The sequence below is a fragment of the Salmonella sp. GDC200615 genome (assembly GCF_050574145.1).
Taxonomy (GTDB): Bacteria; Pseudomonadota; Gammaproteobacteria; order Enterobacterales; family Enterobacteriaceae; genus Salmonella; species Salmonella enterica.
This window is the reverse complement of sequence record NZ_CP192247.1, coordinates 703,898-723,754: the sequence shown is the minus strand read 5'-3', so window position 1 is coordinate 723,754 and position 19,857 is coordinate 703,898. Positions and strand designations below refer to the sequence as shown.

The following is a 19,857-nucleotide window of genomic DNA, read 5'->3' as shown; positions in this document are numbered from 1 at the left end:
GCTACAACACCTGTTCACTCGACACAAGGTGAATTGTGGATAACCTGGGTCAGGATTGCGGGAAGTCGTTGGAAAAGAGATGAATAAACCTGTTATGGCTTCCCCAGCCTCTGTGGATAACCTGTTCTTACAAATATGGAGTGATCATGACACCGCATGTGATGAAACGAGATGGCTGTAAAGTGCCATTCAAATCAGAGCGCATTAAGGAAGCCATTCTACGTGCAGCTAAAGCAGCGGGAGTCGATGACGCAGATTACTGTGCCACCGTCGCAGAAGTCGTTAGCAGCCAAATGAACGCGCGCAGTCAGGTGGATATTAACGAGATCCAAACTGCGGTTGAAAACCAACTGATGTCCGGCCCGTACAAACAGCTTGCCCGCGCCTACATCGAATACCGTCACGATCGCGACATTCAGCGTGAAAAGCGTGGTCGTCTGAACCAGGAAATTCGCGGCCTGGTAGAACAAACCAACTCCGCGTTGCTCAATGAAAACGCCAACAAAGACAGTAAAGTCATTCCCACCCAGCGCGATTTGCTGGCCGGGATTGTCGCCAAACACTATGCCCGCCAGCACCTGTTGCCGCGTGACGTAGTACAAGCGCATGAGCGCGGCGATATCCACTATCACGATCTCGACTATTCGCCGTTCTTCCCGATGTTCAACTGTATGTTGATCGACCTGAAAGGCATGTTGACCCAGGGCTTTAAGATGGGTAACGCCGAGATCGAACCGCCAAAATCTATCTCTACCGCCACTGCCGTTACCGCGCAGATTATCGCGCAGGTCGCCAGCCATATTTATGGCGGCACCACCATTAACCGTATCGACGAAGTGCTGGCGCCGTTTGTCACCGAAAGCTATAACAAGCACCGCAAAACCGCCGATGAGTGGCAGATTCCTGATGCCGAAGGATATGCGCGTTCTCGCACCGAAAAAGAGTGCTACGACGCCTTCCAGTCGCTGGAATACGAAGTTAACACGCTGCACACCGCTAACGGCCAGACGCCTTTCGTGACCTTTGGTTTTGGCCTCGGCACCAGTTGGGAGTCGCGTCTGATCCAGGCGTCTATTTTGCGTAACCGTATCGCCGGTCTGGGTAAAAATCGCAAAACCGCCGTGTTCCCGAAACTGGTCTTCGCTATCCGCGATGGTTTGAACCACAAGTTTGGCGATCCGAACTACGACATTAAACAACTGGCGCTGGAGTGCGCGAGCAAGCGCATGTATCCGGACATTCTCAACTACGATCAGGTGGTCAAAGTCACCGGTTCGTTCAAAACGCCAATGGGCTGCCGCAGCTTCCTCGGCGTGTGGGAGAACGAAAACGGCGAACAGATCCACGACGGGCGTAACAACCTGGGCGTGATTAGCCTTAACCTGCCGCGCATCGCGCTGGAAGCAAAAGGCGACGAAACCGCATTCTGGAAACTGCTGGATGAACGTCTGGCGCTGGCGCGGAAGGCGCTGATGACCCGTATCGCCCGCCTTGAAGGCGTGAAAGCCCGCGTCGCGCCTATCCTGTATATGGAAGGCGCCTGCGGCGTGCGGCTGAAAGCGGACGACGACGTGTCTGAAATCTTTAAAAATGGTCGTGCGTCCATCTCTCTGGGCTACATTGGTATCCATGAAACCATTAACGCGCTGTTCGGCGGCGAACACCTGTACGACAGCGAGCAACTTCGCGCTAAAGGCATCGCGATTGTGGAGCGTCTGCGCCAGGCCGTGGATCAGTGGAAAGACGAGACCGGCTACGGCTTTAGTCTGTACAGCACGCCAAGTGAAAACCTCTGTGACCGCTTCTGCCGTCTGGATACCGCCGAGTTCGGCGTGGTGCCGGGCGTAACCGATAAAGGTTACTACACCAACAGCTTCCACCTCGACGTGGAGAAGAAGGTCAACCCGTACGACAAAATCGATTTCGAAGCGCCGTATCCGCCGCTGGCGAACGGGGGTTTCATTTGCTACGGCGAATACCCGAACATTCAGCACAACCTGAAAGCGCTGGAAGATGTCTGGGATTACAGCTATCAGCATGTACCCTATTACGGCACCAATACGCCGATCGATGAATGCTACGAGTGCGGCTTTACCGGCGAGTTCGAATGTACCAGTAAAGGTTTCACCTGCCCGAAATGCGGCAACCACGACGCCGCACGCGTCTCGGTCACCCGCCGCGTGTGCGGTTATTTAGGCAGCCCGGACGCGCGTCCGTTTAACGCCGGTAAGCAGGAAGAAGTGAAGCGCCGCGTGAAGCATTTAGGCAATGGGCAGATAGGTTAATTCTCCGTTTGCAAAGACCGTAGGCCTGATAAGACGCAATCGCGTCGTCATCAGGCATCACAATGTTGCCGGATGCGGTGCAAGCACCTTATCCGGCCTACATGCTTTCTGGACACCCGCTATGCGCTACCATCAATACTACCCCGTAGACATCGTTAACGGCCCCGGCACCCGCTGCACCCTGTTTGTGTCAGGGTGCGTGCATGAATGCCCTGGCTGCTATAACAAAAGCACCTGGCGGCTGAACTCCGGCCAGCCGTTTACCAAAGAGATGGAAGATAAGATCATTGCCGATCTGAACGACACGCGCATTCACCGTCAGGGGATCTCGCTGTCGGGCGGCGATCCGCTGCATCCGCAAAACGTACCGGATATCCTGGCACTGGTACAACGCATCCACGCGGAGTGCCCGGGGAAAGATATCTGGGTGTGGACCGGCTACAAGCTTGATGAACTCAACGCCGCACAGATGCAGGTAGTCGATCTCATCAACGTGCTGGTCGATGGCAAATTTGTGCAGGATCTGAAAGACCCGGCGCTTATCTGGCGCGGTAGCAGCAACCAGGTAGTGCATCATTTGCGTTGATCGCTAAAGCCGTTTGTTTGCATCGTGATAGACGGCTGAATGTTCTCGCTTACCGACCGCGACAACAAACACAATCACAACGTCATCCCGAACCTGGTACACCAAGCGATAACCGGACGATTTAAGCTTAATTTTATAGCAGTCAGGAGGATCGTTTAAACGGGCAGAGTCGATTCTGGGGTTCAATAGCACATCAGCCAACTTTTTCTTAAGCTGAGCCTGCACCGTATCGCCCAGCTTATGCCACTCTTTTAAGGCCCTCGGGTCGAATTCCAGTTCATAAGTCATCCAGACTAACCTTGATTCCCTTTTGCGGACTAGACAGCCTCTCCCGAACTGTCTGAATCAATGCATCTTCACTGTCGCTAAGAGTGACGGTTTTCACTGGCATGCGCCCCGTTTCCGCGACGTACTGGAACAGTAATCGCACGGCTTCCGTTGGAGTAATGTTCAGTTTTTCCAGCACGGCATAAGCCTCATTTTTGAGTTTGTCATCCAGACGGACGTTCAGCGTGGCCATTATGCCTCCAGTAGAATCGAATGTGTAATGCAGTTTAGCATTACATTCGCATTACATCGAATTCTGGATAACGCCTCTCAAAAACGACTCACGCACTCCATCGCGACCGTTTTAAATTGCGTAAAATTCTGACATGCGCAGAGGCGCGTCATGGCGTGTTCGCGCAGGAAAGTGACGAAAATATCGTAGATGGCCATCGCCTCTTCATATTCACTTTTGCTGATGGCGAGTAAAAAAATAACGTGCGCCGTTTCGTCACCCCAGGCAATCCCCTGCGGCGCGAGCACCGTATAAACCACCGTTTTCTTCGCCAGCAGCCCCAGCGCGTGTGGCAAGGCAATCCCGTCGCCTAATAACGTACTGACAATAGCTTCACGTTCAATAACCGAATCGAGAAACGCCGCATCAACAAAGCCTTCCTCGTGCAACTGATCGCACAGCGTTTTAAACAGCGTCTGTTGATCTATTTCCCCCTCCACGATGCGAAAATGCGAGGCATCGAAATATTTATCCAGCATCCACGGACGGGTTCTGTCCACCAGCACCAGCTTACCGATCTGCTCCAATTGATAGTCGGTAGGAAAGGGGGCGATCATGATAACCGGTTTATCTTTTTCGCCGATCCGCGCCGTGGAAATCACAAAATCCTCCACAATACTGTCCCGCGCCTCATAGTCGCGTAGCGTCAGAGTGCGGGCAATCTCAATCTGCGGGTATTTCCGCGCCAGTACCGCTTCAATCATCCGCACCATCGCATTACCAGCATCGCACACCAACAGTACCTGCGGCTGCCGCTGGTAGCCAATGTTGTAACTACGTTCCAGCCCAACGCCAATATGCAGCACCAGAAAACCGATTTCGTTTTCGCTAATGGTATACGGCGTGTATTTTCCCCAACTCGATATCGCCGCCAACGTCATATCCCACGCCATCGGATAGTGCTGCTTAATATTTTCCAGTAGTGGGTTGGGGAGCATGATCTGGTAGCGCACGCGGGTGATCATCGTTTTGATGTGGGTCAGCAAGTCCGCGTGAAGCTGTTTATCATTCAACAGGTTATAGTTGTACTGGGTATTAATAAAATTGAGGATATAGCGCACCAGCGCCTCTTCATCATCGGCATTAATGGCGCTGGGGGCAATTTCCTGTACCTGGCGGGCGGCAATATGCACCTTCAGCCAGCTTACTTCCGGCTCCGACAGCGGCTTGTCGGCCAGCTGTTGTAGTAGCTCCGCAATCTCATGCGCCGCATGGCGCACTTTTTCATCGACCTCCTCTGCCACGCATTCCGATAACGGATACCCCTCGCGAATACGCCGTACCGCCACCGCGCAGTATAAACGCAGAAACAGCTCGCCCTCATCGGTCAGGCGGATTTGACAATGAGAGAAAATATCCGGCAAAAGAGACCGCAGCCGTTGAGACACCTCGGTGTTCAGCGTGGTACTAACAATTAACGGATGAGAGGGCTCCTGCTGCGCCAGCGTCCATAAAGGGTCGGTCAGACAGGCGCGAATCGCCATCTCTCCGCCAAACAATTTCATGCCATGACGCGGACGCGTTTCCAGCGTCAGATGATAACGCAGCAAATGCTCGCGCACGTCCGCCATGTCGTTCTGCAACGTCGCACGGCTGACAAACCATTCATCTGCTAAATCCTCCAGCTTCAGCGAGAAGGCGGAGGTTAAAAAACGCACCAGCAAATAGTGTATCCGCTCCTGGCTGGTGCGCGGACCGCGCGCCAGGGCGGGAGATTGCTGCGTTTGCAGGGATTGATAACGTGCCGGATCATCAATTTTGAGCTGATACCCGTCGCCGCGGCTGAGAGTAAATTGCGCGCCATGCGGCGTCAGCAACATGTTCAGCGCGGCGATATCCGCCCGAACGGTACGCGTGGAGACCGACAACCGCTGCGCCAGCTCATCCTGCGGCAGCGTCTCGTTTTGCAGCATCGCAAATAGCTGCGCTAAACGTTGGTTGGGGAATCGCACGTCTCTTTCCTCATGATTAGCCGACACGCGACCGGACGATAGCGAGTAACTGACGTACATCGTCCGCACGGGTGTTGCCGCTCACCTTATCAATAATCGAACTATAAATGTGAGGAATGATTTTGCTTACACCTGCATCAAGGGCGATGTGCAGAATCTCGGCGAAGTTTTCCAGATCGATGCCGCCCGTCGGTTCCAGCCAGAAATCATGGCGGGCGCAGGCGTCAGCCACCGCTTTATACTCGTCGCGACAGGTGAGTCCTCCCATCGGAAAGTATTTAACGGAGCTGCCGCCCATATCTTTGAGCAGCGCAATCGCCGTTTCTATGGGTACGATGCCGTCCGGCGCGCGGCTGCTTAGCGGGCCGGTGGAAATTTTCACCCGTCCCGGCGTGCCGGTCGGCGAGACAAGACCGTTCACCACCGTCTCGTTTTGCCCCAGCAGCGCCCGGCTGGCCCCTACGCCGGTAAACACCTGGTTGACATGCTGCGGCTGTACCTGACGCGAGATTTCGCTCACCATCGCCGACTGGTTAGGATCGCCTGCCCCCAGTCCGACGGAGAGCGCATTATCGATAAGCGCCGCATATTCACGCATATCCGCGACTGCGCTTGCCACATCCGGATAGTTTTTGGAGAGCACGCCAACCAGCACATGACCTTCCGCCGCCGCGTAGATTTCCCGGGCGTTATCTTTCGAACCGGCCAGTACGTTCAGGCAAACGCGATCGCGGTAAAAGTTAGGGGTCAGTTTCATGCTTGTTTCTCCTGATTAATCACCTCGCCAATACGACGCGCCACAATCGCTAACTGCGCGCGATCGACGCTGCGGACATCCGCTTCAATAATCCCTTCGTTGGCTTTGTATCCGCGAAAGTAAATCGCGTATTCTCCTTGCTTCAGCGCGTCGACCAGTTCGCCTGTGGCGATGCCGGTAACGGCTTCATCAAACTTAATTTCCGTGCGCGCGATGTCGCGTCCGGCGCTGTCCCACACCACGCGGGCGCTGACGCCGTTAAACGTGTTCAACGTGTCGATAAAGGGCGCCATTTTTTCTACCATCTCCGCGCCGCTCTCTTTTTGCGCCCGCAGGTACAATTCAATGGCGCAGGTCAGGCCAACAATTCCCTCTTTGCCGACCTTCATCGCCCGGCCAATGCCCGCTGACTGACGTTTTACCCACTCAACATACTGCGTTTTGCCAATCACCAGCCCGCTGGTCGGCCCTTCAATCGCTTTCGCGCCGCTATAGATAACGAGATCTGCGCCCACGCGGTAGTAGCACTGCAAATCTTCTTCCGCCGCCGCGTCCACAATCAGCGGGAGATTATGCGTACGCGCCACCACCGCAGCCTGCTCCACGTTGAGCATACTTTTCTGTACGCAGTGGTGAGATTTGATATAGAGAATAGCCGCCGTGCGCGGCGTAATGGCCGCCGCCAACTGCGCGGCGGAACATTCGTTGGCGTAACCGGCTTCCACCAGTTTGCCGCCGCCCAGCGCCACCATCGTTCCCACCGGCGCGCCAAAGTTGACGTTGTGGCCCTTTGGCAGGACGATTTCGTTATTTTCAATCGGTGTAACGTGCAGGTTTTCCAGCAGCCAGTCGCTGTCCTGAACCAGTACCGCGGCAACCGACTGGGCAAGACCCGCACTGGCGCAGGAGACTACCGTCGCCCCTTCCACCTCCAGCAATTTCGCAATGTACTCGCCGGTTTTATTCACCAGATCTTTCATCTCGAAATACTGATTCATTCCGGCCATCGCCGCGTCTATCACTTCCGGGCGCGGCGTAGAGACGCCGAGCGCCGTCATACGTCCGGAGGCGTTAATCACCTGTTTTAATTGATACTTCTCAAAAATCGAAGGCATGTTCCGCGCTCCCTTGTTCGGTCATATAGCCCTTGCCTGCGCGTATCGCGGCAAGCGGCGTCAGCAATTCTTCAGCCTGTAAGCTGTCGTTTTCCGCGTCTACCAACACGGTGGGCTGGCGTTTAAGCGTAAAGAGGGTCAGGTCGGCATCCAGACCTAGCTGAAGACGCCCTTTGGTTTTCAGATTCAGGCTATCGGCGGCATTGGCCGTCACGCACGCAATGACCTGCGGCAGCGACATGCCGATGGCGAGGAATTTCGACATCACATTAGCCAGCGAATGTACCGGGCCGTTGATGCGGTTACGGCAGTAGATATCGGAACTTATGGTATGCGGTAAAATCCCCAGGCTAATAGCGCGCTTCGCCACCGCAAAGCTCAGGCTGGCGGTACCATGCCCGACATCCAGACGCACGCCGCGCGCCAGCGCTCGTGTCACCGAGGCGCGCAGCTCGCCGTCAGGCCGAAGAATACGGTTCGGCTTACCGTTGTAACAGTGGGTAATGATATCGCCCGCCGTCAGACGCTCCGCGATTTCGTCCAGATCCGGCGGGTTATTGCCAATATGTACCATCAGCGGCAGGTTGCCGTTTTCTTGCTGCATGGCTTTAGCGCGTTCCAGCGGCGTGATGCCGTTAACGCCTACCACGCTGCTGCTCATCCGCGCCTTGAGGCCGACGATAAAATCCGGATGGCGTTTTACCGCCTGCCGAACCGCATCAGCGTCAATATTGGCCATGTTAGCCAGCTCGTTTTGGGCAATAAGCCCGACGCGTGAAACATTCAGCAGCGCATAAACGTCGGTGGTCGCCTGACGAGTCAGGGTGTAAAAATCGTCAATATCATCTGCGCCAGTGCTGCCTGCATCCACCACTGTGGTAACGCCAGTGGCAATACCCACGCTGTCCGGTTCGTCATGGTAAATCGGCGATGTCGGGTAGCAGTGGACGTGAGAATCAATCCAACCCGCGCTAACGTAACACTCGCCGCGCAGGTCAATGGTTTTCACCGCCGGACCATCAACGTCACCCAACACCGCGATTTTGCCATCTTGTAGGGCAATATTAGTCAGCGTGTCATCGACCAGACGCGCATGGCGCAGGAGTAAATCAAACATCGCTCTCTCCTTTGCCGGATGGCGGCGCAACCGCCTTATCCGGCCTACAAATCAACAGTTAGCTAATCGCAATCGGGAAGATGGAACCGAGGATCATCGCGCCTAAAATCGCGCCGCCGGTAATCGGCTTCTGCCAGATATAAAACAGCAGCGCGCCCACCAGAGAGCCCAGACCAATGGGAATCGATGCCGTCATGGCGCTGAGGATAATTAACGGCCCCAGAAAACGGCCTGAAGTGTTACCGGCCCCCATCATGACGTCCGCTCCGTACGTGGAGTCGCTCTGATTAATGGTGAACTTACGCGCCAGAATAATGATGTAGCCAATCGCCAGGCCAATCACCAGACCGGTTATCAGCGAAGCGATAAAGTTCGCCACCGGGAAGACAAAGCCGGCTCCCAGCAATAACGCCGGAACCCCTAAGCCCACGCCGGTCTGAATTGCCCCGCCGATATCCAGAATTCCGACCAGCGAACCTTCGATAATGCGGGCAAATAAAAAGCTGGCGCCGAAAGCGGCGACCGCGCCGTAGACGCCGGTATCCATCCCCGCTTTCAACATCGCCACAAAAGCGACTTCGTTAAATGCGCCGATGCCGTACAGATAGTACATATGCGTCCCGGCGAAAACGCCGGAGGAGAGCAGGCCAACAAAGATCGGGAACGACCAGTCGGCATACCAAAAACCTTTATTCTCTTCCATTGTGGCCTCCGTTATTTGCCGCTGAGCGAGTTGTGGATCAGTTCAAGCCAGTTCGGTACCGTCATGTTGAAAGACTCGATCATTTTCATGTCGAAGCCGCGGAAGAAGCCGCTCAACACAAACAGCAAAACGATGGCGACCATCATCACTTTGGTGACATGGTTCCAGCCGCTCTCTTCTACGCCTTTGCCGATCAAAATACCCAGCACCAGCCCCGGTACGGCGTTCCCCATGATGAGCTGCGCCGCGCCGCCGAAAACGGTGGCCCAGAAGCCCGATTTTTTACCAGCGTCGATCGCCGCTAACCAGAAGATCACAGGCATGACGATATTGACCAGCAGGTTTGCCGCCGGTACCAGCACCTTAACCGCCGTCACCTGTAGCGCTTCTGGCACGGATGAGGCGGTCAGGTTAAGGAACGTTACGACAATCATGCCGATGACGGCGCAGGCGATCGCCATTTTTTTCGGGTCGTGCAGCGTCTCGCCGACGTTACGGTTTTTGATCATTAGCGCCGCCGCGCCCCAGTTAGGGATGATGCGGTGATCGACATCCTGGGTGAACGATCCGGCCGCCACAGACGACGCCCAGGCGTTAAAGAAGAAACCCAGCCCAAAGGAGAAGTGAGATGCCGGGTCGCCTTCACAAGAGTTGAGTTCGCCCAACGTACGGAACGCGCCCATCCCCTGCGTGGTTGGCGCGTGAAACATGCGTGCAGCCCCAGCGCCCACCCCTACGCCGACCAGCGCGCCGATAATGAGCGATTTAATTAGTATTATCAGGAACATAACTATGCCTTTTTAATAAAAATCAGCGTTTCGCGACGAAATCCACCCTGTCGAGATTGATGGCGGTCACGTTGACGGTCACATCCAGCTCCACGCTGTAAGTGCGTCGTTCCCGGCGCAAAAAGAAAAACAGAAAGGCCTCTTTACGCACCGACTCATGCGCCTGAACAATCCGCACATCCTGTGGCTCAATACGCAGTAAGATATACGGCGACTCTCTCATCACCGCCGACTGAACATGGTTCAGCGAATCGGCAAAGGCGCGTGCTTTGGCGTCGCCCTTGCCTTTTACTCTCACCGTGGTAGTGAATTGCTCTTTCATCATCAGGCGCCGTATTTCTTTTGCCACGCCTGCACCAGGCGCTCGCCGAGCCCTTCTTTATCCATAAAGCCGAAACCCAACACGTTGCAGCCTTCATTGATAGCGGTGACGCCTTCATCCACTGACCGCATTCCATATTTGGCTTTGTAGCCATGCTTGTTTTGCGCGGTGATAGCGCCCGCGCCGCCGCTGCCGCAAAATGAAATGCCGAAGGTGGCGTTTTCCGCTTTCATCACATCGCCCAGCTTCATGTCTGCCGCGACGCCCGGTACGACGACCGCGCGACCGCCCGCTTTTTCCACGCCTGCCGCTACTTTCTGGCCTTTACCCAGGCGATCGCCAATCACGACGGTAATCTGTTCCATTTTTTGCTCCTTAGAGGTTGTCTTTCGCGACTTCAAAATGTACCGATAATAGCCAGGCTTCTTCGTCAGGAAGGTTGCCAAACGCCGCCACGATTTCGCGGGCGAGCGCCATTGATTCGGCTGAGATTTCATCAAACAAGCTGGCATCGACTTCCGGTAAAGGCTCGCCGGTAATTGACCGGTGCGCCATCGCGCGAACGTGCGAGGTCAGCATTTGCGTCTGTACCGCATTGGGGACAATGTGATGCCGCCCCAGCAGGCTATCCACCTGCGTTAACACCTGTTCAGCCAGTTCGTTAATTCGCTCACCAGCATCGTGTTTTACTGCTCCGTTATCCACGCGTCTCACCCCGTTAATGGCAATGAGATAAAACTAGCGGTAAGGGTTAAAAGTTTGTAGCGAGTTATTTTCCACCTCGAAGTGGAAACGCGAGTGGGATAGGTGATCTGCGCCACAGAAAAGGCGGCATTAATGAATTATCGCCGGGAAAGTGTGAGATCTATCGCGGCATAAAGAGGAAATGGCGAAACAATGACGTTGTCGTATAAAGTGAGAAAGTGTGATGGGTATTACATTTTGCCGGATGGCGACCTACGGATAAAGCGAAGCCGCCATCCCACAAAAATTAACGATACTTCTTATGATACGTATTGCGGGTGGTTTTTAGCGCTTCCGCCGCCGCTTTCGCTTCTTTAACGTTACCTTCGTTCGCCAGCTTCAGCGCGCCATCAATTTGGCCGACCAGAATGTCAAAACCGTGACGAAAATCCTTCATTTCCGGGCTATCCGGCGCTTTATCTTCCAGCTTTGGCGGCGTAGCTTTTTGAGCATCCAGCGCGGCCGCGCGCATTTTGGTTAATGCCGCTTTCAGTTCAGGGGCACTATCCGTTTTCTCAACAACTTTCAGGTTATCATTGAGAATATCCATATTATCTTCAAGATCGGCAGCAAAAACAGCCGAACCGAATACCAGCGATGACACAGCAAGAATAGCTAACAGGCTTTTACGCATTGCTCACTTCCTTTTTTATTATTAACGATAAGTGTAATACCCTGAATAATTCGGGTCGCAGGCAGCCAACGCGCCTGCAGCCTGAAGTATGACGGGTATTATTGTCCGGCGATTTTCATCTCCGGTAACAATACCGAACCACACTGTATATTACTGCGCGTTTCAATATCATCACCCACGGTGACAATATTACGCCACATCTCTTTTAAATTACCGGCAATGGTAATTTCACTTACCGGGTACTGGATTTCACCATTTTCAACCCAGAATCCCGCAGCGCCGCGGGAGTAGTCGCCGGTAATACCGCTGACGCCCTGGCCCATCAGTTCCGTCACCACCAGGCCGGTGCCCATCTCTTTTAGCAATTGCTCAAAGTTCAGCCCCTGCCCGGCGATACGCCAGTTATGAATGCCGCCGGCATGACCGGTACTTTTCAGCCCCAGTTTGCGGGCGGAATAGTTGGTCAGCAACCATTGCATCAGTACGCCATCCTTCACAATGTCCCGGCGCTCCGTACGCACGCCTTCGCTGTCGAACGGTGAAGACGCCAGCCCTTTTAGCAGATGCGGGTGTTCTTCGATGGTTAACCATTCAGGCAGAATTTGTTTGCCCAGCGAGTCGAGCAGAAAAGTGGATTTACGGTATACCGCGCCGCCGGCAATCGCCCCGACCAGATGACCAAATAGCCCTGTCGCCACTTCATTGGCGAAAATGACCGGCGCTTTCATGGTGGAGAGCTTGCGCGGCGACAGGCGGGATAAGGTACGGCGCGCGCACTCGGCCCCGACCCATTCCGGCGCTTGCAGATCCGCCATTGCCCGACCGATGGTGTAAGCGTAATCACGCTCCATATCGCCGTTCTCTTCGGCGATGACGCAGCTTGAGAGCGAATGGCGCGTGGAGCAATATCCCTGCAACATGCCGTGGCTGTTGCCGAACACTTTAATGCCGTAATGGCTGTTAAAGCTCCCGCCTTCGGTATTGGTGATGCGTTTATCCGCCTTTAGAGAAGCCTGTTCCGCACGCGCGGCCAGTTCAATGGCTTCGTCTGGCGTAACCTCTGCCGGGTGGAACAAGTCCAGATCCGGCGCGTCAAACGCCAGCAGTTCTTTGTCCGCCACGCCTGCGCACGGGTCCGGCGACGTGTAACGCGCGATATCCAGCGCGGCCTGCACGGTACGGGCAATCGCCTGCGGGCTTAAATCCGTCGAAGAGGCGCTGCCTTTGCGGTTCTGGTGATACACCGTAATTCCCAGCGCGCCGTCGCTATTAAATTCGACATTCTCTACTTCACCATAACGGGTGCTGACGCTAATGCCGGTGGTCTTGCTGACGGCGACTTCCGCCCCATCCGATTTGCCTGAGGCTAACTCCAGCGCTGTCGAAACTGCTTCTTCCAGAATCTTACGCTGCGCTTCAACTTGTGAGATTACTTTCATTGCAAATGCCATAATGTAGAGAGAGTTTCTCTGAAGTCTAACAGAGAACCGTTTTTCAGTGCGCATCTTAACTGGTAACATTAGCCTCTTTTTTTAAGGAGCCTGACATGACAAAGCAGCCCGAAGACTGGCTCGACGACGTTCCCGGTGATGACATCGAAGACGAAGACGATGAAATTATCTGGGTCAGTAAAAGTGAAATTAAACGCGATGCCGAGGAATTAAAACGCCTGGGCGCGGAACTGGTGGATCTGGGGAAAAACGCGCTGGATAAGATCCCGCTGGACGCCGATCTGCGCGACGCCATTGAACTGGCCCAGCGTATCAAAATGGAAGGACGCCGCCGCCAGTTGCAGCTTATCGGAAAAATGCTGCGCCAACGCGACGTTGAACCTATTCGCCAGGCGCTGGACAAGCTGAAAAACCGCCATAATCAGCAGGTGGTGCTGTTTCACAAGCTTGAGCATCTGCGCGATCGTCTGATCGTCGAAGGCGATGACGCGGTAGCCGAAGTACTGACCCTGTGGCCGCACGCCGATCGTCAACAGCTTCGTTCATTGATCCGCAATGCGAAGAAAGAGAAAGAAGGTAACAAACCGCCGAAATCAGCGCGTCAGATCTTCCAGTATCTGCGCGAGCTGGCGGAAAACGAAGGGTAATTTTACACGTTGATAGCGTCTGCCGGATGGCGGCGCTGGCGCCTTATCCGGCCTACGGGAATGTACGTATTGTAGGCCCGGTAAGCGCAGCGCCACCGGGCATTTTTTACTCCACAACCAGTGCTTTTTTCGCCAGCCCATCCAGCAATTTCTGATGGATGCCGCCGAAACCGCCGTTGCTCATCACCAGGATGTGATCGCCAGGCTGTGCGGTTTTCACCACCATTTCCGCCAGCGTATCGACATCTCCACTCCAGTGAGCAGGCTGTACGCAGGCGTCCGCCACTTCTGAAACCTGCCACGGAATATGCGGCGGCTGCAGCAGGAACACTTCATCCGCACGCCCTAACGACGGCGCCAGGTCATCCTTGCATAACCCCATCTTCATCGTGTTAGAACGCGGCTCCAGCACTGCGATAATGCGCGCGGTGCCGCCCACTTTACCGCGCAGCGCCGCCAGCGTGGCCAGAATTGCCGTCGGATGGTGAGCAAAATCGTCATACACCGTCACGCCGTTCGCTTCACCGCGTAGCTCCAGACGGCGGCGGGCGTTAATAAATGACCCCAGCGCGCTGGCCGCTTCTGCGGACGCGACGCCCACGTGGCGCGCGGCGGCAATCGCCATCAGACCGTTGTGCATGTTATGTTCGCCGACCAGGCCCCATTTCACATCGCCGACTTTTTCGCCGTCCAGCCACACTTCCCACTCGGAAGCATCCGTAGTCAGCTTCTTCGCCTGCCAGTGTCCCTGCTCGCCCACCAGCTCCTGCTCGCTCCAGCAGCCCAGCGCCATGGTCTGTTTCAGGTTGATGTCGTTTTCCGGCCAGATGATGCGCCCCTGCCCCGGCACGATGCGCACCAGATGGTGGAACTGCTTCTGGATCGCTTTCAGATCGTCGAAGATGTCGGCATGATCAAACTCAAGGTTGTTGAGGATCAACGTCCGCGGGCAGTAATGCACAAATTTAGAACGTTTATCAAAGAACGCGCAGTCGTACTCATCCGCTTCGATAACAAAAAATGGGCTCTCGCCCAGGCGCGCGGAAACCTCAAAGTTGCCCGGTACGCCGCCAATCACGAAGCCCGGTTTGTACCCGCACGCTTCCAGTATCCAGGTCGCCATGCCTGCGGTCGTGGTTTTGCCGTGGGTACCGGCGACCGCCAGTACCCAGCGGTCGCGCAACACAAAGTCATGCAGCCACTGTGGACCAGACATAAAGGGAATGTTTTTTTCCAGCACCGCTTCCACGCACGGATTCCCACGCGTCATCGCATTGCCGATAATCACCAGATCCGGCTGCGGATCGAGCTGGCTGGCGTCATACCCCTGGATCAGATCAATGCCTTGCTTCTCAAGTAAGGTACTCATCGGCGGATACACATTGGCGTCCGAACCCGTTACTTCATGACCAAGCGAGCGAGCCAGCATCGCCAGCCCCCCCATGAAAGTGCCACAAATTCCCAAAATATGAATGCGCATACGTCACTATCCTTTTTTTATCTGCGAGCCATTTTACGCACATGTCTGGCAAGTGAGAAACGCATTTCAGGTAAATCTGTACTTTGCTGGCGCGATTCACCTGAGCGCATCATCTGAAATGTTTGTTAAGATTGTTACGGTCGCTTTACTCCAATCAATTGCAGGGAAAGTGTTATGAAAACGTTAGGTGAATTTATTGTCGAAAAGCAGCACGAGTTCTCTCAGGCTACCGGTGAGCTCACTGCTTTGCTGTCGGCAATAAAATTGGGCGCCAAGATCATCCACCGCGATATCAACAAGGCCGGTCTGGTCGATATCCTGGGTGCCAGCGGTGCTGAGAACGTACAGGGCGAGGTTCAGCAGAAACTCGATCTGTTCGCGAACGAGAAACTGAAAGCTGCACTAAAAGCGCGCGATATTGTAGCGGGCATCGCATCGGAAGAAGAGGACGAAATTGTCGTCTTTGAAGGCTGCGAACACGCGAAATATGTGGTGCTGATGGACCCTCTGGATGGCTCTTCTAACATCGACGTTAACGTCTCTGTCGGTACGATTTTCTCGATTTATCGCCGCGTGACGCCCGTCGGCACGCCAGTCACCGAAGAAGATTTCCTGCAACCCGGCAACAAACAGGTCGCTGCGGGATATGTCGTGTATGGCTCATCCACCATGCTGGTTTACACCACCGGCTGCGGCGTACACGCTTTCACCTACGATCCGTCGTTAGGCGTGTTCTGTCTGTGCCAGGAACGTATGCGTTTCCCGGAAAAGGGTAAAACCTACTCCATTAACGAAGGCAACTACATTAAATTCCCGAATGGCGTGAAGAAGTACATCAAATTCTGCCAGGAAGAGGATAGTTCAACAAGTCGCCCTTATACCTCACGTTACATTGGCTCTCTGGTGGCCGATTTCCATCGCAACCTGCTGAAAGGCGGCATCTATCTCTACCCCAGCACCGCCAGCCATCCGCAGGGAAAACTGCGTCTGCTGTATGAATGCAACCCGATGGCGTTCCTCGCGGAACAGGCCGGCGGCAAAGCAAGCGATGGTAAAGAACGTATTCTGGATATCATTCCGGAAAGCCTGCACCAGCGCCGCTCGTTCTTCGTTGGCAACCGCCATATGGTTGACGATGTGGAACGCTTTATCCGCGAATACCCGGACGCGTAATCTTTACCACCATGCGGACTAACGCATGAAGCCGCCATTGGGCAATAACATGTCCGATGGCGGCTTTGCCTTATCAGGCCCGTGATTTTTCCGGTTCTTAACCTTTGTCGTTTATGCTCCGCAACGACGCGCCAGATGAGGCGGAAACGAAAACAAGCGAAGACTTTCGGCGTGAGTTGGCTATAATACTCGCCACTTGTTTGTCATAAATTCAAAGGAAACAGACATGAGCTTACTCAACGTCCCGGCGGGTAAAGAACTGCCGGAAGATATCTACGTCGTTATCGAGATCCCGGCTAACGCAGATCCGATCAAATACGAAGTTGACAAAGAGAGCGGCGCGCTGTTCGTTGACCGCTTCATGTCCACCGCGATGTTCTATCCGTGCAACTACGGTTACATCAACCATACCCTGTCTCTGGACGGCGACCCGGTAGACGTTCTGGTCCCGACGCCGTACCCGCTGCAGCCAGGCGCCGTCATCCGTTGCCGTCCGGTTGGCGTACTGAAAATGACCGACGAATCCGGTGAAGATGCGAAACTGGTTGCCGTACCGCACACCAAACTGAGCAAAGAGTACGATCACATTAAAGATGTGAACGATCTGCCGGAACTGCTGAAAGCGCAGATCACTCATTTCTTCGAGCATTATAAAGATCTCGAAAAAGGCAAATGGGTGAAAGTTGACGGTTGGGACAACGCCGAAGCGGCTAAAGCGGAAATCGTTGCCTCCTTCGAGCGCGCAGCGAAGAAATAAGTTCGCTTTTACATAAGCGTCAAGATAAAGGCTCTCATAGTAATGAGGGCCTTTTTATTGGCTAATGAATAGAGCACAATTTTTATCATTATTAGTTTAACATTCACGGAATGAATAAGACTTTACCTGATTTTTTATTAAAAAGGGTTGAATACACTCACGCTTTCTCTAAAAAGCTTAAGATAATAATTTTTTTGTGAATTCCCGCAGACTCCCATGGACTTACGCCCTAAATATTAGCAAGCGCCAAATTCTTATTTAGTGCATAAGCCCGATTACCTTTTTAATAAGGTATCCTAAGCTCTCCCTACCAATAACCGTATTTTTAATCCAACATAACATCCGCTCAAAACACACTTTTTAATATATTTTTAAGGGCTGCCATAATTATTTACTACTTTAAGAGATTATGATGAAAAATGATATATTAATTACCGGTGGACATATCATCGATCCCGCTCGTAATATTAATGAGATTAACAATTTACGCATCATTAACGATATTATCGTTGATGCCGATAAATATCCTGTAACTTCGGAGACCCGGATTATCCATGCCGACGGCATGATTGTCACTCCCGGTCTTATCGATTATCACGCGCATGTTTTTTATGACGCGACGGAAGGCGGCGTCAGGCCTGATATGTACATGCCGCCGAATGGCGTCACCACCGTCGTGGATGCAGGTTCTGCCGGTACGGCAAACTTTGATGCCTTCTACCGAACGGTGATTTGCGCCAGCAAAGTTCGAATCAAAGCGTTTCTGACCGTGTCGCCGCCGGGCCAAACCTGGTCACAAGAAAATTATGATCCTGACAATATTGATGAAAATAAGATCCACGCGCTGTTTCGCCAGTATCGCAACGTTCTTCAGGGATTAAAACTCAAGGTTCAGACTGAGGACATTGCTGAATATGGCTTAAAACCGCTGACTGAATCCCTTCGTATTGCCAACGATTTAAGGTGCCCCGTAGCAATACACTCGACTCATCCCGTCGTTCCCATGAAAGAACTTGTCTCCTTGCTACGCCGCGGCGATATTATCGCTCATGCGTTTCACGGCAAAGGTAGCACCATTCTTACTGATGAAGGCGCTGTCTTAGCCGAAGTCCGTCAGGCAAGGGAAAGAGGCGTTATATTTGATGCCGCCAATGGTCGCAGCCATTTTTCAATGAACACGGCACGCCGGGCCATCGCCAATGGCTTTCTTCCGGATATCATCAGTAGCGATCTCTCAACCATCACTAAACTCGCCTGGCCTGTTTACGCCTTACCATGGATTTTATCGAAATATTTAGCACTCGGCGTCGCGCTTACCGATGTCATTAACGCCTGTACCCATACCCCAGCAGTTTTAATGGGTATGGCAGCAGAAATTGGTACGCTGGCCCCTGGGGCATTTGCCGATATCGCCATCTTTAAATTAAAAAACAGGCATGTTGAATTTGCCGATATTCATGGTGAAACGCTCACGGGGACGCATGTGCTGGTACCACAAATGACCATAAAATCCGGTGAGATATTATTTCGTCAAATTGATTTTGGCGCGCGGCCAAACGGAGTTGAAAAATGACCTCAATACAAAAATGGCTACGGATCGGCGCGACATTAATGTTCGGCCTTTTTGTTGCTTATCTTGACCGTTCTAATCTTTCCGTTACGTTACCTACGATTACACACGACCTGAATATTGATGGCGCAACGGCCAGCATTGTATTAACCATATTTCTTATTGGCTATGCCTTTTCAAATATTTTTGGCGGCGTATTTACCCAGCGATACGATCCGAAAAAAATAGTCATTCTGATGGTGCTAATCTGGTCGATTGCGACCGTTTTTGTCGGATTTACCTCGTCAGTGTACGTTATTTTGATTTGTCGGCTGGTGCTTGGCATTACCGAAGGCATTTATTGGCCGCAGCAGTCCCGCTTCGCCAGCGACTGGTTTTCAGACAAAGAACGGACGCAGGCGAATAGTATTATCCAGTATTATGGACAGTTCCTGGCATTAGGCCTGGGATTTATGATTTTGTCCCCGCTGGATGCTGCCTTCGGTTGGCGAAATGTTTTTATTATCACTGGTGTGATCGGCATTGTTGTTGTTCCACTTTATATAACAATGCTGAAAAAACAGGAAGAAGCGCCTTATTATCGTGCGCCGGCGCCAACAGAGAAAACTAAACTTACCCTGGAATCGCTGGGCGGAACCCCCTTCCTACTTCTTATTTTTACCTACATCACTCAAGGGATGTTGTTCTGGGGAATTACGTTATGGATACCCATGGTTGTCAATTCTCTCGGCTATACCGGATTCAGTAAAGCATTGGTCAGTTCTCTGCCTTATCTGACTGCGGTTATACTGGCAATCCCTATCTCATGGATCAGTGATAAGACACAAAAGCGTGTACTTATTGCTTCACTGGGCCTACTAATCCCCGGCGTGATGTTATTTCTCCTGCCATTTGTCGATGCGCCGGGCTTTAAAATCACGCTCATTACCCTGGCGATGGGTTATTATGCCGCCAGCTTTACCCCCAATATCTGGTCGATTATCCAGTCGAACGTTAAACCCCATGCGATTGGCCCAGCCTCCGGTATTATTAATGGCATCGGCGCCGGCGGCGGCGGTACGTTGGCAGGCCTAATGGTCGGCTATTTTTACCGGACAACCGGCAGCTATATGCAGGGATTTATGGTTCTCGGATGCATTGTTATCCTGGGCGGCGCGTCATTATTGATTTACGGCAGAATAAGAGCTCACCATGCCCGGCGTTAACGCCATCAGCCA

At 53.3% G+C, this 19,857-nt stretch carries 21 protein-coding genes; 7 read left to right on the top strand and 14 right to left on the bottom strand.

Annotated features, from left to right (window positions below; genetic code table 11):
* Positions 1 to 146: 146 nt before the first annotated feature.
* Both nrdD and nrdG read left to right on the top strand, forming a co-directional pair.
* Entirely contained in the window at positions 147 to 2,285 is a 2,139-nt protein-coding gene (nrdD, locus tag ACQ29O_RS03400; RefSeq protein WP_000187818.1) for an anaerobic ribonucleoside-triphosphate reductase, read from the top strand.
* Positions 2,286 to 2,406: 121 nt separating this feature from the next.
* Positions 2,407 to 2,871, top strand: coding sequence for an anaerobic ribonucleoside-triphosphate reductase-activating protein (gene nrdG, locus ACQ29O_RS03395; RefSeq protein ID WP_001268859.1), 465 nt, complete (start codon positions 2,407 to 2,409; stop codon positions 2,869 to 2,871).
* Positions 2,872 to 2,874: 3 nt separating this feature from the next.
* Here nrdG and ACQ29O_RS03390 read toward each other — a convergent pair whose 3' ends face one another.
* From ACQ29O_RS03390 to pmbA, 13 genes are all read right to left on the bottom strand, one after another.
* The gene (locus ACQ29O_RS03390) at positions 2,875 to 3,159 is read right to left on the bottom strand and encodes a type II toxin-antitoxin system RelE family toxin (protein WP_000220583.1); all 285 of its coding nucleotides are present in this window, start codon (positions 3,157 to 3,159) and stop codon (positions 2,875 to 2,877) included.
* Positions 3,149 to 3,391: a type II toxin-antitoxin system RelB/DinJ family antitoxin gene (locus ACQ29O_RS03385; protein ID WP_000212724.1), complete on the bottom strand. Its 243-nt coding sequence runs from the start codon at positions 3,389 to 3,391 to the stop codon at positions 3,149 to 3,151. Before ACQ29O_RS03385 ends, ACQ29O_RS03390 begins: the two co-directional genes overlap by 11 nt.
* A 77-nt stretch (positions 3,392 to 3,468) precedes the next feature.
* Positions 3,469 to 5,382 (bottom strand): BglG family transcription antiterminator, encoded by a 1,914-nt coding sequence (locus ACQ29O_RS03380; protein WP_001212128.1) that lies wholly within the window; start codon positions 5,380 to 5,382, stop codon positions 3,469 to 3,471.
* 16 nt (positions 5,383 to 5,398) lie between these two features.
* Positions 5,399 to 6,139 carry a 2-dehydro-3-deoxy-phosphogluconate aldolase gene (dagF, locus tag ACQ29O_RS03375; protein ID WP_000779259.1) on the bottom strand — a complete coding sequence of 247 codons (741 nt, stop codon included), beginning with the start codon at positions 6,137 to 6,139 and terminating at the stop codon, positions 5,399 to 5,401.
* Positions 6,136 to 7,254, bottom strand: a complete 1,119-nt coding sequence (locus ACQ29O_RS03370; RefSeq protein WP_001139169.1) for a DgaE family pyridoxal phosphate-dependent ammonia lyase — start codon at positions 7,252 to 7,254, stop codon at positions 6,136 to 6,138. Before ACQ29O_RS03370 ends, dagF begins: the two co-directional genes overlap by 4 nt.
* The gene (locus ACQ29O_RS03365; protein WP_000459957.1) at positions 7,238 to 8,371 is read right to left on the bottom strand and encodes an amidohydrolase/deacetylase family metallohydrolase; all 1,134 of its coding nucleotides are present in this window, start codon (positions 8,369 to 8,371) and stop codon (positions 7,238 to 7,240) included. Before ACQ29O_RS03365 ends, ACQ29O_RS03370 begins: the two co-directional genes overlap by 17 nt.
* Before the next feature lie 58 nt (positions 8,372 to 8,429).
* Positions 8,430 to 9,074, bottom strand: a complete 645-nt coding sequence (locus ACQ29O_RS03360) for a DUF4310 family protein (RefSeq protein WP_000392127.1) — start codon at positions 9,072 to 9,074, stop codon at positions 8,430 to 8,432.
* A gap of 11 nt (positions 9,075 to 9,085) precedes the next feature.
* Complete coding sequence (locus tag ACQ29O_RS03355) at positions 9,086 to 9,862, bottom strand: DUF4311 domain-containing protein (protein ID WP_000478578.1); 777 nt, start codon at positions 9,860 to 9,862, stop codon at positions 9,086 to 9,088.
* Positions 9,863 to 9,884: 22 nt separating this feature from the next.
* A complete protein-coding gene (locus ACQ29O_RS03350) occupies positions 9,885 to 10,187 on the bottom strand; it encodes a DUF4312 family protein (protein WP_000975190.1) in 303 nt (100 codons plus the stop codon).
* Complete coding sequence (locus tag ACQ29O_RS03345; protein ID WP_020937317.1) at positions 10,187 to 10,549, bottom strand: SFCGS family glycine-rich protein; 363 nt, start codon at positions 10,547 to 10,549, stop codon at positions 10,187 to 10,189. The genes ACQ29O_RS03350 and ACQ29O_RS03345 overlap by 1 nt, the downstream gene beginning before the upstream one ends.
* Positions 10,550 to 10,559: 10 nt before the next feature.
* The gene (locus ACQ29O_RS03340) at positions 10,560 to 10,898 is read right to left on the bottom strand and encodes a glycine dehydrogenase (protein ID WP_001255104.1); all 339 of its coding nucleotides are present in this window, start codon (positions 10,896 to 10,898) and stop codon (positions 10,560 to 10,562) included.
* Between the two features lie 277 nt (positions 10,899 to 11,175).
* A complete protein-coding gene (gene cybC, locus ACQ29O_RS03335; RefSeq protein WP_001232231.1) occupies positions 11,176 to 11,562 on the bottom strand; it encodes a cytochrome b562 in 387 nt (128 codons plus the stop codon).
* 98 nt (positions 11,563 to 11,660) lie between these two features.
* A complete protein-coding gene (gene pmbA / locus ACQ29O_RS03330; protein WP_000852993.1) occupies positions 11,661 to 13,013 on the bottom strand; it encodes a metalloprotease PmbA in 1,353 nt (450 codons plus the stop codon).
* A 95-nt stretch (positions 13,014 to 13,108) separates the two neighbouring features.
* Here pmbA and yjgA point away from each other — a divergent pair, with 95 nt between their 5' ends.
* Positions 13,109 to 13,660: a ribosome biogenesis factor YjgA gene (gene yjgA / locus ACQ29O_RS03325; RefSeq protein ID WP_000166287.1), complete on the top strand. Its 552-nt coding sequence runs from the start codon at positions 13,109 to 13,111 to the stop codon at positions 13,658 to 13,660.
* 106 nt (positions 13,661 to 13,766) lie between these two features.
* Here yjgA and mpl read toward each other — a convergent pair whose 3' ends face one another.
* Complete coding sequence (gene mpl / locus ACQ29O_RS03320; RefSeq protein WP_001219839.1) at positions 13,767 to 15,140, bottom strand: UDP-N-acetylmuramate:L-alanyl-gamma-D-glutamyl-meso-diaminopimelate ligase; 1,374 nt, start codon at positions 15,138 to 15,140, stop codon at positions 13,767 to 13,769.
* A 174-nt stretch (positions 15,141 to 15,314) separates the two neighbouring features.
* On the opposite strand from mpl, the gene fbp reads away from it, so the two are divergent.
* The 4 genes from fbp (at position 15,315) to ACQ29O_RS03300 (ending at position 19,845) form a co-directional block, all read left to right on the top strand.
* Complete coding sequence (gene fbp, locus ACQ29O_RS03315) at positions 15,315 to 16,313, top strand: class 1 fructose-bisphosphatase (RefSeq protein ID WP_000853764.1); 999 nt, start codon at positions 15,315 to 15,317, stop codon at positions 16,311 to 16,313.
* 226 nt (positions 16,314 to 16,539) lie between these two features.
* The gene (gene ppa / locus ACQ29O_RS03310) at positions 16,540 to 17,070 is read left to right on the top strand and encodes an inorganic diphosphatase (RefSeq protein WP_000055079.1); all 531 of its coding nucleotides are present in this window, start codon (positions 16,540 to 16,542) and stop codon (positions 17,068 to 17,070) included.
* A 409-nt stretch (positions 17,071 to 17,479) separates the two neighbouring features.
* A complete protein-coding gene (locus tag ACQ29O_RS03305) occupies positions 17,480 to 18,643 on the top strand; it encodes a metallo-dependent hydrolase (protein ID WP_000977208.1) in 1,164 nt (387 codons plus the stop codon).
* The gene (locus ACQ29O_RS03300; RefSeq protein WP_020937316.1) at positions 18,640 to 19,845 is read left to right on the top strand and encodes an MFS transporter; all 1,206 of its coding nucleotides are present in this window, start codon (positions 18,640 to 18,642) and stop codon (positions 19,843 to 19,845) included. Before ACQ29O_RS03305 ends, ACQ29O_RS03300 begins: the two co-directional genes overlap by 4 nt.
* Positions 19,846 to 19,857 lie beyond the last annotated feature (12 nt).

Coding starts and splice junctions, on each gene's coding strand:
- ACQ29O_RS03350 (WP_000975190.1), bottom strand. CDS start 10,187: ATGATGAAAGAGCAATTCACTACCACGGTGAGAGTAAAAGGCAAGGGC.
- ACQ29O_RS03355 (WP_000478578.1), bottom strand. CDS start 9,862: ATGTTCCTGATAATACTAATTAAATCGCTCATTATCGGCGCGCTGGTC.
- pmbA (WP_000852993.1), bottom strand. CDS start 13,013: ATGGCATTTGCAATGAAAGTAATCTCACAAGTTGAAGCGCAGCGTAAG.
- mpl (WP_001219839.1), bottom strand. CDS start 15,140: ATGCGCATTCATATTTTGGGAATTTGTGGCACTTTCATGGGGGGGCTG.
- ACQ29O_RS03390 (WP_000220583.1), bottom strand. CDS start 3,159: ATGACTTATGAACTGGAATTCGACCCGAGGGCCTTAAAAGAGTGGCAT.
- ACQ29O_RS03345 (WP_020937317.1), bottom strand. CDS start 10,549: ATGGAACAGATTACCGTCGTGATTGGCGATCGCCTGGGTAAAGGCCAG.
- ACQ29O_RS03385 (WP_000212724.1), bottom strand. CDS start 3,391: ATGGCCACGCTGAACGTCCGTCTGGATGACAAACTCAAAAATGAGGCT.
- ACQ29O_RS03365 (WP_000459957.1), bottom strand. CDS start 8,371: ATGTTTGATTTACTCCTGCGCCATGCGCGTCTGGTCGATGACACGCTG.
- fbp (WP_000853764.1), top strand. CDS start 15,315: ATGAAAACGTTAGGTGAATTTATTGTCGAAAAGCAGCACGAGTTCTCT.
- ppa (WP_000055079.1), top strand. CDS start 16,540: ATGAGCTTACTCAACGTCCCGGCGGGTAAAGAACTGCCGGAAGATATC.
- ACQ29O_RS03370 (WP_001139169.1), bottom strand. CDS start 7,254: ATGCCTTCGATTTTTGAGAAGTATCAATTAAAACAGGTGATTAACGCC.
- nrdD (WP_000187818.1), top strand. CDS start 147: ATGACACCGCATGTGATGAAACGAGATGGCTGTAAAGTGCCATTCAAA.
- ACQ29O_RS03305 (WP_000977208.1), top strand. CDS start 17,480: ATGATGAAAAATGATATATTAATTACCGGTGGACATATCATCGATCCC.
- yjgA (WP_000166287.1), top strand. CDS start 13,109: ATGACAAAGCAGCCCGAAGACTGGCTCGACGACGTTCCCGGTGATGAC.
- ACQ29O_RS03300 (WP_020937316.1), top strand. CDS start 18,640: ATGACCTCAATACAAAAATGGCTACGGATCGGCGCGACATTAATGTTC.
- dagF (WP_000779259.1), bottom strand. CDS start 6,139: ATGAAACTGACCCCTAACTTTTACCGCGATCGCGTTTGCCTGAACGTA.
- nrdG (WP_001268859.1), top strand. CDS start 2,407: ATGCGCTACCATCAATACTACCCCGTAGACATCGTTAACGGCCCCGGC.
- cybC (WP_001232231.1), bottom strand. CDS start 11,562: ATGCGTAAAAGCCTGTTAGCTATTCTTGCTGTGTCATCGCTGGTATTC.
- ACQ29O_RS03360 (WP_000392127.1), bottom strand. CDS start 9,074: ATGGAAGAGAATAAAGGTTTTTGGTATGCCGACTGGTCGTTCCCGATC.